This is a genomic window from Brachyspira hyodysenteriae ATCC 27164 (genome assembly GCF_001676785.2).
GTDB classification, from domain to species: Bacteria; Spirochaetota; Brachyspiria; order Brachyspirales; family Brachyspiraceae; genus Brachyspira; species Brachyspira hyodysenteriae.
In genome coordinates this window covers 2,661,976-2,675,044 of the sequence record NZ_CP015910.2, presented here as the reverse complement: position 1 = coordinate 2,675,044, position 13,069 = coordinate 2,661,976, and the positions used below count along the sequence as shown (strand labels likewise).

The 13,069-nt window shown below is 27.9% G+C and carries 13 protein-coding genes; 8 read left to right on the top strand and 5 right to left on the bottom strand.

All coding sequences use genetic code 11. The annotated features are described in order from the left end of the window. Positions 1-92: 92 nt before the first annotated feature. Both BHYOB78_RS11680 and BHYOB78_RS11675 read right to left on the bottom strand, forming a co-directional pair. The gene (locus BHYOB78_RS11680; RefSeq protein ID WP_012670987.1) at positions 93-596 is read right to left on the bottom strand and encodes a hypothetical protein; all 504 of its coding nucleotides are present in this window, start codon (positions 594-596) and stop codon (positions 93-95) included. Positions 597-814: 218 nt separating this feature from the next. Next, positions 815-1,312 (bottom strand): hypothetical protein, encoded by a 498-nt coding sequence (locus tag BHYOB78_RS11675; RefSeq protein ID WP_012670986.1) that lies wholly within the window; start codon positions 1,310-1,312, stop codon positions 815-817. Positions 1,313-1,483: 171 nt separating this feature from the next. Between BHYOB78_RS11675 and BHYOB78_RS11670 the strand changes: the two genes are divergently transcribed. The 5 genes from BHYOB78_RS11670 (at position 1,484) to BHYOB78_RS11650 (ending at position 7,994) form a co-directional block, all read left to right on the top strand. Continuing rightward, on the top strand, positions 1,484-2,959 hold the full coding sequence (locus tag BHYOB78_RS11670) for a leucyl aminopeptidase family protein (protein WP_020064828.1): 1,476 nt from the start codon (positions 1,484-1,486) through the stop codon (positions 2,957-2,959). 353 nt (positions 2,960-3,312) lie between these two features. After that, positions 3,313-3,582, top strand: coding sequence for an NAD(P)H-dependent oxidoreductase subunit E (locus BHYOB78_RS11665; protein WP_012670984.1), 270 nt, complete (start codon positions 3,313-3,315; stop codon positions 3,580-3,582). Then, positions 3,579-4,742: an NADH-ubiquinone oxidoreductase-F iron-sulfur binding region domain-containing protein gene (locus tag BHYOB78_RS11660; RefSeq protein ID WP_020064827.1), complete on the top strand. Its 1,164-nt coding sequence runs from the start codon at positions 3,579-3,581 to the stop codon at positions 4,740-4,742. The genes BHYOB78_RS11665 and BHYOB78_RS11660 overlap by 4 nt, the downstream gene beginning before the upstream one ends. 30 nt (positions 4,743-4,772) lie before the next feature. After that, complete coding sequence (locus tag BHYOB78_RS11655; RefSeq protein WP_012670982.1) at positions 4,773-6,167, top strand: 2Fe-2S iron-sulfur cluster-binding protein; 1,395 nt, start codon at positions 4,773-4,775, stop codon at positions 6,165-6,167. 273 nt (positions 6,168-6,440) lie between these two features. Next, positions 6,441-7,994 carry an FAD-dependent oxidoreductase gene (locus tag BHYOB78_RS11650; protein ID WP_012670981.1) on the top strand — a complete coding sequence of 518 codons (1,554 nt, stop codon included), beginning with the start codon at positions 6,441-6,443 and terminating at the stop codon, positions 7,992-7,994. A 1-nt stretch (position 7,995) separates the two neighbouring features. Here the strand turns inward: BHYOB78_RS11650 and hisH are convergent, their stop codons facing one another. Next, positions 7,996-8,628, bottom strand: a complete 633-nt coding sequence (gene hisH / locus BHYOB78_RS11645) for an imidazole glycerol phosphate synthase subunit HisH (RefSeq protein WP_020064974.1) — start codon at positions 8,626-8,628, stop codon at positions 7,996-7,998. A 137-nt stretch (positions 8,629-8,765) separates the two neighbouring features. Further along, entirely contained in the window at positions 8,766-9,383 is a 618-nt protein-coding gene (hisB, locus tag BHYOB78_RS11640; RefSeq protein ID WP_020064975.1) for an imidazoleglycerol-phosphate dehydratase HisB, read from the bottom strand. A gap of 177 nt (positions 9,384-9,560) precedes the next feature. Here hisB and BHYOB78_RS11635 point away from each other — a divergent pair, with 177 nt between their 5' ends. Beyond that, entirely contained in the window at positions 9,561-10,016 is a 456-nt protein-coding gene (locus tag BHYOB78_RS11635; protein ID WP_020064976.1) for a hypothetical protein, read from the top strand. A gap of 24 nt (positions 10,017-10,040) precedes the next feature. On the opposite strand, the gene BHYOB78_RS11630 is transcribed toward BHYOB78_RS11635, so the two are convergent. Continuing rightward, positions 10,041-11,171, bottom strand: a complete 1,131-nt coding sequence (locus BHYOB78_RS11630) for a glycerate kinase family protein (RefSeq protein ID WP_020064977.1) — start codon at positions 11,169-11,171, stop codon at positions 10,041-10,043. Positions 11,172-11,428: 257 nt separating this feature from the next. Here BHYOB78_RS11630 and BHYOB78_RS11625 point away from each other — a divergent pair, with 257 nt between their 5' ends. Together BHYOB78_RS11625 and BHYOB78_RS13550 are read left to right on the top strand one after the other, a co-directional pair. After that, a complete protein-coding gene (locus BHYOB78_RS11625) occupies positions 11,429-12,934 on the top strand; it encodes a sodium-dependent transporter (protein ID WP_012670976.1) in 1,506 nt (501 codons plus the stop codon). A gap of 19 nt (positions 12,935-12,953) precedes the next feature. After that, the gene (locus BHYOB78_RS13550; protein WP_020064978.1) at positions 12,954-13,049 is read left to right on the top strand and encodes a MetS family NSS transporter small subunit; all 96 of its coding nucleotides are present in this window, start codon (positions 12,954-12,956) and stop codon (positions 13,047-13,049) included. Positions 13,050-13,069 lie beyond the last annotated feature (20 nt).

Sequence of the window (13,069 nt, the reverse complement as noted above, 5' to 3'; positions counted from 1 at the left end):
AGCTTTTTAATATTTTTAAACTATTATTTTTATTATTTCTAATAAAAATATTCATATATTGAGTCTAATGAATTTACATATAAAAATTATTATTATTCATAAGTTCTTACCATTCCGGCAACATCCTGAGCAGTATATTGCATTCCTACTTCATTAAGATATTTAGTAATTAATGAATCTACTTGTTTTTTCAAACCTTTTGAATAAAGTTCCATTACTACAGTACAATTTTGCTTAGAATCCCATTTTGTTTCTACAACAGAAGCTCCTCTTATTCTTCCAGCAACTCTTTCCTGTATAACATATTCATCAATCATACCTTTTTCAGTAGAACTTAGAGATTCTATATAAGAACCTACTATTTTTGCTACTATTTTATTTTTAGCATCCAATTCAGCTGCTTGTTTTGAGGTTAATTCTCTTCTAAACTTATCATCTATATCTATATCTTCTGCAGGAATTCCCATTCCCATTACTCTGAAAGTATCATCATTAATCCAGCCTTCGGGTCTGCTTTTGCTTACTCCAGTTCCGCATGAGATAAGAAATAGCCAAAACATTGATGCTGTAAGAAATAATTTTATAAATTTATTCATATTTAATCCTTTCTAATTTGATTGTAGTATTATATATTTTGAATACTATATTGCAATACCATAATAAAAAATAATTTTAACTGGTATATTTTAAAATATAAAAAATATTACAATTTTTTCTGCTTTTATAATTATCGATTATTATTATTATTTTTTTTAATTTTAAAAAATAAAAAGGGCTTCCATTAAGAAGCCCTTTAATTACATATTTTTAATGATTATTCATAAGTTCTTACCATTCCGGCAACATCCTGAGCAGTATATTGCATTCCTACTTCATTAAGATATTGAACTACTAGGTTATCCATTTGTTTTTTTAGATTTTTAGAATAAAGTTCCATTACTACAGTACAATTTTGTTTAGAATCCCATTTAGTTTCTACAACAGAAGTACCTCTTATTCTTCCGGCAACTCTTTCCTGTATAACATATTCATCAATCATGCCTTTTTCAGTGGAGCTTAGAGATTCTATATAAGAACCTACTATTTTTGCTGCGATTTTGTTTTTAGCATCTAATTCAGCTGCTTGTTTTGACACTACTTCTCTTCTGAACTTATCATCTATATCATCTGATGGGGAGCCCATTCCCATTACTCTGAATGTATCATCATTAATCCAGCCTTCGGGTCTGCTTTTGCTTATTCCTGTTCCGCATGATAATACAAATAATAGCACAGAAATAGAAATTACTACATTAAATATTTTTCTTATCATATATTTTCAACCTCCTGATGAAATAATATGCTAATTTATATGCGATTATATACCTTTAGTAGTATATTGCAATATCGTTTATAATATTTTTTTATATTATAATTGACATAAAATAAACATTATATATAATTATTAATCAAAAGTTATTTTAAAATCATAAAGGAACAAAAAATGAAATTAAAACATACAATCAATTTCATTAAAAAACATACTGTGGCCGTATTTGTAAAAGTAGAGAAAGAGCAGCTTAAAGTATGCTCATTTAATGAAGAGTATATAAAGTTATTTAATAGTTTGGTAAAAGATAAATATTATACTACTTCTACTCCATTTGCTTTCGCATTTGCTAGCAATACAAGGGTAATTTATATTACATATAAGGAAGTAAAAAATTATATGTATGAAACTTGGAAGAATGCCGGTGCTTCATTGGTAAAAATAATGAAAGATTTGCATATAGATGATATAGAAGTAGATATGGCAGAATTATTTGCTGAAATAGCTTCTGAAGAATCATATATTCAGTTTTGTTTAGGTATAATGCTTTCTTCTTACAGCTTTGATAATTATTTAGGTAATAAAAGATTAAAAGAGCAGTCTAATATTAAGAATATACTTTTAGTTTCTGAGCATAAAAAAGATACTGAAAATGCCATATCTAAAGCTAATCAGATAGCAAGCAGCATATTTTGGGCTAGAGATATGGTTAATGAGCCAAGTAATGTTATAAATTCTTTGACATTTGTTGATAGAGCTAAAAAACAGGCTGAAAGCAGAAAAATAACTACTACAGTTCTTACAGAAAAAGAATTAAAGACTCTTGGTATGAATGGAATATTAGGTGTTAATGCCGGAAGTAAGAATCCTCCTAGAGTATTTATTGCTCAATATAAGAAAGCTAAGGCTAAAAAACATATTTTATTGGTAGGAAAAGGTATTACTTTCGATACAGGCGGAATGGTTTTAAAGCCTGGTACAAGTATGCTTGGTATGAAAGACGATATGGCAGGAGCTGCTGCTGTTTGCGGAGCTTTATTCTTAATATCTGATATGAATTTAGAAGCTAATGTTACAGTAATATGTCCTTTAACTGATAATAAAACAGGAAGTGCTGCTATAAATCCTGGCGATATATTAAAAATGTATAATGGTGTTACTGTAGAGGTAGTTAATACAGATGCTGAAGGAAGATTAATACTTGCTGATGCTTTGGCTTATGGAATAAAAAAATATAATCCTGATTTTGTAATAGATATTGCTACTTTAACAGGGGCTTGTTCAATAGCTTTAGGAAGACATGCTTCAGGACTTCTTTCAAATGATGAAGCTTTATCTTGTGCTTTAAAAGATGCAGGCAATGATACTTATGAAAGAGTATGGGAACTTCCTATGTTTGATGAATATAAAGAAGATATAAAATCTGATATAGCTGATATAAAAAATTCAGGCGGAAGATACGCAGGAGTTATAACAGCAGCACAATTCTTATCATATTTTACAGAAGGAGCAAGATGGGCTCATTTGGATATAGCAGGTACTGATATGAGTGATGTAAATGTAAAATATATATCTAAAGGAGCTACAGGAGTAGGTGTTTATTTGCTTGCTAAAACAGTAGAAAAACTTGTTGATATAGATAAATTTTGATGAATAGACATTAATTTTTAATAGTTATAAGAATAATCATAGTGTTTTTTATAAAATGCTATGATTATTTTTTTATTTATGCTAAAACTTATTAATAAATATAAAAAAATCAAATTAGTTTTTAGTTTAAACTTGAAATTATTTGTGTAAAATGTTATAATGAACGTTCAAATTAGATAAAATGGGAGTGTATATGCCTTCAGGAAGAAAAAGACTTCGTCAAAAGATGGCTACGCATAAACGTAAAAAACGTTTACGCAAAAATAGGCATAAGAAAAAGTAATATAAAATAACATTATTCATATTAATGTTTTTCATCTCTTGGAATTTTATATTTTTAATGGGAAAGTAATATGGCAAGTAATATAAAAACTGTCATAGAGGTATGCGTAGGACTTCATTGCTCTATGAAAGGAGCTTATTCTCTTTTAGAGTCTATTCGTTCTCATTATGATTTAGAAATAGGAGTGCCGTCATCCGATGGTATGCTCCTTAAAGAGATGGAGTGTATGCATAATTGCCATAATGCTGTACCTGTCCTTATTAATGGTATGGAATGTACAAAATCGTCTTTTAAAAGTATTATTAAGTATATAGAAGCTATACATGTAAGAAAAAGATGAAAAGATTTGTACTGCATAGTGAAAACAATATAGAAAATATTCAGCTGTATAAAGATCATTTCGGAGAATATTTAGCAGTTCAAAAAATAGGTAATTCTTTTTTTGATGATTTAAAAGAATATACTATATTTAAAAGAGATATTACTCAAAATTCTATATATCAATTATTAATTGACGGAAATATAAAAGAAGATTTTATACTAATCAATGCCGCTTCATTTGATTATTTAGTTTTCAAAGATAAATTTCTATTAAGAAATAATCCTCATCTCATATTAGACGGATCTGTATTCATAGCAAAGATTTTAAATATTAAAAGAATAGATATAGTATTGAAAGATTATTATTTGGAAGAAAGAGATATTATATTAAAATCTATAGTTGAAGCAGAAGATGCTAATTTTGTATATGATATAGAAATTAATATATATGATGAATATGCCTATTATAATAAATATAATATCAGAATCACACCTTCTTTTTTAGAAAATAAAAAATACATATTTGATTTAGAAACTATATCACAAATTGCATATTTGGCTCATATAGGAGGATTTACTTTCAAAGATTATGGAAATGGAGAGTATAAAGGAAGTAATATACTTTCTATTACAGGGGATATTATTAATCCTAATCTATATGAATTTGAAATGCATACTCCATTAAGAAATATTGTCAAAGCTGCTGGCGGAACGGTAAAAGAATATACTATAAAATGCGTATTTACTAATGGTTTTTTAAACCCTCCTATTGATTTTGAAACTTTCCAGAAAATGACTTTAGATTATGAATGTTTTGACAGTCTTAATATGAAGATTGGAAATGGAGGAATATGTTTTATACAAGAGGACAGATGTATAATAAGGGTTGTACTTAAAATAATTCAATTTGGTAAAAGTATATCATGCGGAAGATGTTCTCCATGCCATTACGGATTTGATTTATGCGAATATTATATTAATAGAATGCTTTTGGGGTATTCAAATTTTGATGATTATTCTAATTTGAAAGAAGCTGTTGAAATGATTAAAATAGGGGCTTCATGTTTATATATAAGAAGTCTGGCTAACTGTATATTATCTACTATGGAAATGTTTAGAGATGAATTTGTATATTTGATAGAAAATAAGATAACATTGTATAGTTTTGTAAAAAATTAAAAATCTTTTTTATATTAGAGGTTTTATTTAATGATAGTAAAATTTAATGTTGATGGAAAGACTGTATCATCTCAGAAAGGATATACTATACTTCAGGCACTGTCATACATCAATATAGATATACCTCATTTATGCTCATATAAAATAAATAGTACAAATACTTTTGAAGATAAAAATAATATTCTAAGATGCAAATTATGCTTGGTTAAAGTAAAGAAAAAAAATGAAAATGATTATTCTTATAAATATGCCTGCAATGAGATAGTAGAAAATGGAATGAGCGTTTTAAATGAAAAAGATGAGGATATTATAAAGTATAGAACTTCTCTATTAAAGGCTATGCTTTATATGCATGAACCTATATGCGAAAGCTGTAAAGCTGATTATTTATGCAGATTGAAAAAGTATTTAGATATTTATAAAATTTCTATAGAGGCATCTCCTAATGCTTTCAATGAAAATGATATTAACTTGATAGAATTAAAAAGCATTGTAGAAAAAATGAATCTGCCTGATTTCATAAAAACAAATTTTGAAAGATGTATTAATTGCGGAATATGCGAGGATTATAAAGTTGTAGACGGATATAATTCTATGATAACAGATTTATGTCCTACTCATGTATTTGAGGTTCAAAGAGATATAGATAATAAAATTAATGATGATATAAGTGAAGTAAAAACTATAGACAGTTTTTGTATAGGATGCAATCATTTATGCGATGCTAAATATAGTTATATCAGTCATAGTATAAAGGATATATCGTCTCCAAAAGGCAAAAAATACGGAATATGCGATTATGGAAGGAAATTAGACTATTATTCAAATAATACTTTAGAAAAGCCTTTTTATAATGGAATGCAGTATGAATTTGATGAGGCTAAAGAGTTATATCATAAATTTATCAATGATATTGAGGCAGAATCTACATTAGCTTTAAACTCTAGTATGTATCCCACTGAAGATATTAAAGCTTTTAATGAATTTATTGATTCTTTGGGAATAGAAAATTTAATATTCAAAAAAAATAGAATGGCTACAAATTCAAAAAATATAAGAGATAATTATACGAATATTAATGATTTTTCTATAAGAGATATGAAAGATTTAAAACATTCTATATTTGACGATAATATTATGTATAATGAGAAATTTAAAAAATTTATTATAGTAGGCGACTCATTAGATGATAATGACAATATGATTGATTTTGCTAAGAAGAATAAAGGTAATTATATAGTATTTAGTCCGAATTTTTCTGTTTTGGCTTATAATGCTTATTTAAGTTTTCCTATATCATATCTTGGCGAGTTTGAGGGGCATTATATAGATAATCATGGTAAAGTTAAAGAAATGCCGTCCTTCTTAGAAAAGAATAAAAATCATATGAGTTTAAGAGAATTGTTAAAATATTTGTATTTATAATGATTTTGTATATACTAGAATATATACGGAGCTTATATATTATTTTTTTATTATTGCTAATATTAATTGTATTATTAACTTTTAAAGCGAGTTTATTGGTAGCGATAAAAACGATAAACGAGCAGCTGATAACTGACGAAGGAAGTTGTCAGCTAGTATAAAGCGAGTTTATCGATAGCAATAAAAACGATAAACGAGCAGCTGATAACTGACGAAGGAAGTTGTCAGCTAGTATAAAGCGAGTTTATCGATAGCAATAAAGGAGAGATATTTATGGCAAAAACAAGAGCTGAGATACTCCAAAATAGTAATAAAAAATATGATATCATTATTATAGGCGGGGGAGTTATTGGAGCTACTATAGCTTTAAAGGCTTCCAGAGTAGGACTTTCCGTACTTTTGCTTGATAAGCATGATTTTGCTTTCGGTTCTTCTTCCAGAACTTCTAAAATGCTTTCAGGCGGATTTAATGATATGAATAGTAAGAATTTAATGTATACAATTCATAGGGTAAGAGAAAGAAATAACCTTATGTATAAGGCTTCAGCTCCGCATTTTGGCATTATCAATCCTATATATGAGCATAGCAGTACAGGGCTTTTAAGAGAAGAAATAAAGATCATGTTATATGATATGTTCTCTCTGTTTGGAAAAACTAAAAGACATAAATCACTTAGCAGAAATGAAACATTGGATTCTTTGCCGGATTTGATAAATAATGATGTCATAGCATCTGTAGAATATTATGAAGGCTTATTAGATGACTCAAGATATGTTATAGAACTTCTTTTGAAAGCTGAAGAGTTCGGAGCGGATATATTAAACTACTGTGAAGTTAAGGCTTTTGAATATAATCAGAAAGAGATAGAAAATGTAGTTTTTACAGATCATATTACAGGCAGAGTTCATACGGCAAGTGCTAAAACTGTATTAATAGCTGCCGGAGCTTGGGGACATAGTATAAGTTCTCTTCTTCCTAATGGAAATTTTGAAGATAAGCTAGTTTATGTTAAGGGAAGTCATTTAATCATAGACAGCGATTTAATTCATATAAATAAATCTGTTATTCTGCCTAAAATAAAATCAAGACCTAATGTATTTTTGATGCGTTGGAAGAACAATACTATTATAGGTCCTACAATCAAAAAAAATACTCATGATTTAGACTGTATATACACTACAAGCGATGAGGCTGAATATTTGCTTGATATATATAATACTTATTTCAGCTCTATTGTTAATAAAAACCATATAATTACTACTCAGTCTGGAATGATGCCTCTTAATCCTTCACAGGTTAAGATACATTCTCATCCTCAGTATAGATTATTCTTGGTTGAAGGCGGAAACTTTACAACTTCTTCTTCTGTTACTATGAAGACATTAGTAAAAATGTACGGCAAGCCTTATAAATGGTTCAGTAATCAGAAGGTTGTTAATAATAAATTTGAGAAAAATGTTGAATTAGTTTTGAATGAAGATTTAGTTAAATTCCTTATAGATTATTTTGGCTCTGTTAATCTAATTCTAAAATTGAATGAGCTTTGTAAAAATGATTCATCTCTTTTAGTAGAAGTAGGACTCGATTATAGAATTAACAGAGGACTCATAAAGTATTTTGTAGAAGTTGAACATGCTATGCATTTAGATGATATTATGATGAGAAGATTAAGATTCATATTAACAGAGAATGACTGCGGTACTTTAATATCAGAGCATATAGCAGAGGAAATGGCTAATATACTTAAATGGGATAAAAGCAGAACTGAATGGGAGATAAAAAGATACAGAACAGAGATTAAAAGAACTAGAGTAGGTTTATTCTAATTTAACCTTTTTGTACTAAATCTTTGAAGCCTCTTAATATATTAAGTCCTGTATCTCCGCTTTTTTCAGGGTGAAACTGTATTCCGTATACATTATCATTTTTTACAATGGCTGGTATTCGTACATCATATTCACTGTCGGCTATTATGCTTTCTTCGCAGTCTTTTCCATAATATGAATGTACAAAATAAACATATTCCATATTTTTTATATATTTAAATAGCTTATCTTCTTTTTTTATATTTAGATTATTCCATCCCATATGAGGAACTTTCAAATCTTTATTTTTTAAATCTTTTTCTATAGGACATATATTTCCTTTTATTAGTCCAAGTCCGTTATGCTCTCCGTATTCATAGCTTTTATCAAAAAGCATTTGCATACCTAAGCATATACCCAAAATTAATTTTCCTTTTTTGGCTTCTTCTATAATAGTATTTTTAAGTGTTCCTTCTTTTCTTATTTCAAGTTTTGCTAATGCATCTCTGAAAGCTCCTACTCCTGGAAGTATCAAAGCATCAGCTTCTTTTATAGTTTTTTCATCATCTGTAAGTTTGGCATCTATTCCTACATACTTTAATGATGACATAAGAGAGAATAAATTTCCTACTTCATAATCTATTATAGCTATCATAAAAAAATCCTATTAATTTTATTAAGTTATTATACTAAAATAAAATATAAAAGTCAAAGTATAGGGGCGGGTGGGCGGGCTTAATAAATTAAAAAAATTATATAAGTGCTTTTTTATAAAAACAAAAAATCAATTTTTTAATTTTTATTATTTTCAAGCATTCCCTTTGTAGATAATACTTCATCTTTATATTTTTCATCTATTTCACAAGCCTGCGCTAAAGCTCTGGCAACACCTTTAAAAATAGATTCTATTATATGATGAGTATTCTCTCCATATAAAGTGTTTATATGCAAAGTAATATTCATAGAATTAGTAAATGCTGTAAAAAATTCTTTAACAAGTTCAGTATCGAAATCTCCAACTTTTTCATGTTTTAAATCGCTGTTAAAAATTAAATGACTTCTTCCGCATATATCAACAGATACAATAGTAAGAGCCTCGCACATAGGCATGCTGAAATTACCGTATCTTTTAATTCCTTTCAAATCTCCTAAGGCCTTAGCAAAACATTTACCCAATACAATTCCCATATCCTCTACAGAATGGTGATAATCTACATTAATATCTCCATAACATATTGTCTCTAAATCGAATCTTCCATGGCGTGCAAATAAATCAAGCATATGATCCAAAAAACCTATATGAGTATCGTTTTTATATTTACCTGTTCCGTCTATATTTAATTTAATTTTTATCTTTGTTTCATTAGTATTTCTTTCTATTTCAGAAATTCTCATTTTATTATTCTCCATTTATAAAAATTACAATTATTTTTATATTTGATATATATATCATTTTTAATATATAATTGCAATAATATAAATTCAAATGATTAAAAATAGTTAAAGTATTATGTTAATTAAAAAAATAATATACTTTTCTTTTTTTTCAATATCTATATAATTCTTTAATATAATGTTTGGGGGTATATGATAATGGGTACTTTAGGAAGTCTTAACAGTTTTGATAATTATAATACTAGAATTACTAAAGAAGAAGTTAGAGATAAAATTTATAAAGATTCTAATATTGAGAAAAAAATAAAAGAAGGTGTTGAAGATTATTTAGATTTATCAATATTAAAAATGTATTCAGATAATGCCTATAGTGAATACGATTATTTAAATAATTATATGCTTATTACTACAGAGATATTTGAAGAAGGATATGTAATTTGCGATATTCATATAGATGTTAACATGAAAATATATGATTATATGCCTAAAGATGATAATAAAAATGAAAGGTATCTTGCTTTAGATAATATATATTTAATGGGACTTAATTTAAAATTTTCATTAAAAGAAATAAATGATGATATAGAAAATATAGAACTAAGATATTTTAATATTTATGGTATTTCTGATAATTTACATCAATCATAAATAATTAAAAAATAATATTGTAAATTATATTAAATCTATATTTATAAATCTTAATGCTCTTTCAGAAGCATTTTCTACCAAAGCAGCGGTATTAGAAATAGATTCTTCAAGAGTCATAGATTTTGTACATAAAGGCATTATAGACTTAATACCTAAATCATATACTATTTCAGCTCCTTCTCTTATCTCTCCAACTATAGCAATTACCGGTATATTTCCTGCTCTTTTTGCAACTCCTACAGGCACTTTTCCTTCTTTAGTTTGTCCGTCAATAGCACCTTCTCCTGTTATTATAAGAGAAGCATCTTTTATTTTTGTTTCAAAATCTATTATATCAAGTACAGCATCTATTCCACTTTTTAGTTTGGCATTACAAAAAGCAACAAGTCCTCCGCCAAGTCCGCCTGCAGCACCAGCACCTTCCATATAGTCTATTTCTTTACCAAATTTTTCTTTTATGATTTTTGCTATATTTTTAAGTCCATTATCAAGTATATCAAAAGTTTCTTCTGTAACACCTTTCTGTTTTCCATATACGGCAGTAGCACCATTCTTTCCATAAAGAGGATTTTTCACATCGCATGCAGCAGTTATTTTTATATCAAATATTCTTTTATCAACATTACTATCATCTATATCTATAACTTTTATCATGTTTTCAGCAATAGCTTCTAGTTCATTATTATTTTTATCAAGAAATTTATATCCCAAAGCATTAGCCATTCCTATTCCGCAGTCATTGGTTGCACTTCCTCCTATTCCTATTAAAATTTCTTTTATATTGTTATTAACTGCATCTTTTATAAATTCTCCTGTACCATAAGTAGAATATTTTAAAGGATTTCTTGTTTTATCATCAACTAAAGTAAGTCCTGATGCTTCAGCCATTTCTATAACAGCTTTTTCTTTATTAATAATTCCATATTTAGCTTCTATTATTTTACCTTCTGGATTTTTTACATTTATTTTCTTTATATTGCCTCCAGCCGCATAAAATATGGATTCTACAGTTCCTTCTCCTCCGTCAGCAACAGGTATTTTTATAATGTCAGCATCTTTAATAACTTTTAATACTCCTCTTTCTATGTAATTGCAAATTTCTAAACTGCCTGCACTTCCTTTGAAAGAATCAGGTATTATTATTATCTTTTTCATTTATTTATATATTCCTTAAATAATTTACTTTATTGATTTTATTATAACAAATAATATAACTATTGTAAAATATTTTTATATTTAATGTAATGTTTTATGTTATAAATTTAATTATATAAAAAATACTTTTGTTTTTTTATTTTTGTTTATGTGAAAAAATAAATAAAAAATTTCTATACAAAGTATTGATATTTTATGGTTTTACATATATTATAAAAAATTGATAATGAAAAAAATAAAAATAAGGAGAGGAAAAGATGAGTCATCATCATCACAGAGGACAGTGGGGAACTAGAGCCGGATTCATACTTGCTGCTATAGGTTCTGCTGTTGGTTTAGGTAATATATGGCGTTTCCCATATATGGTTGCATCTAATGGTGGCGGTGCTTTTATGATAGTTTTCCTTTTAGCTATGCTTACTGCGGGCATACCTATAATGATACTAGAGTTTTCTATAGGTCATAAAACTCATAAAAGTGCACCTGGTGCTTTAAAAGCATTGAATCCTTCTTGGGAATGGTTAGGTTGGTTACAAGTATTTACATGTTTTGCAATAGTTATTTATTATTCAGTTATTATTGCTTGGTCATTATCTTACGGACTCTTTTCTATTCAAGGTTTAAAATGGGGAGCTGATACAGCTGGTTTTTTCACAAAAGAGTATTTAAAACTTCAAGATGGTTTTTCACTCAGCAATTTTAATATTGGAGTTGCTATACCATTAATTATTGTTTGGGTTATTATATTAGTTTCTGTTATTGGCGGTGTTAAAGATGGTATAGAAAAAGCAAATAAAATATTTATGCCTTTATTAGCTATATTAGTTGTAATTATTCTTATCAGAGGCGTAACTTTGCCTGGAGCTTTAGCAGGTCTTGATTATATGTTCAAACCTGATTTTTCTAAACTTACTAATCCTAAAATTTGGATAGATGCTTATGGTCAGGTATTCTACAGTATGTCTGTAGCATTCGGTATAATGATTACTTATTCTAGTTATTTGCCTGATGACTCAGATATAGCAAATAATGCATTTATGACAGGTTTTGCTGATACTAGCTTCAGTTTGTTTGCTGGTATAACAGTATTTAGTATAATTGGTTATATGGCTCATACTCAAGGAAAGCCTGTTGCTGAAGTAGCTGGAAGCGGCGGTATAGGTTTAGCATTTATGGTATTTCCTGAAGCTATTAACTCTTTACCTGGTTTAAATGGACTATTTGGAGTAGTATTCTTCTTAGTACTTTCATTTGCAGGATTAACATCTGCTATTTCTCTTGCTGAGGTTGTTATATCTTCATTTATAGATAAATTCCATTTCAATAGAAAAAAAGTAAGTATTGTTATTATTATAATACAAGGTGCTATATCTATGGTATATGCAACAGGAAGCGGACTTTCTATACTTGATATAGTTGATGCTTTCATAAACAATTACAATATTGTAGTAAGCGGTTTAATAGAGATTATATTAGTTGCTTGGGTATATAAACTTGGATCATTTAAAGAAACTATCAATACAGTAAGTGAATTCACAGTAGGTAATTGGTGGGATTTCTGTTTGAAATTCTTAACTCCTGTATTCTTAGCTATAATGTTATCATTAAAATTGATAAATGATTTCAAAACTCCTTACGGCGGTTATCCTACTTGGGCATTATTTGCTTTAGGCTGGTCAATGCCTGTTATAGCATTTATAGCTGGAATATTATTGGCTAAGTTTAAAGACAGACAGCCTGATATACCTCATCAAACAAAATAAATAAAAGGAGGAATTAATTATGGGATTAGATTCTGCTATATTTATGGGTTTTAGTTTATTAGCTATTTGGGGAGGCTTTGCTTTCTTTTTAGGAATAGCTTTAAGAAAAATGTAAATTTTAATTAAGATTAAAAA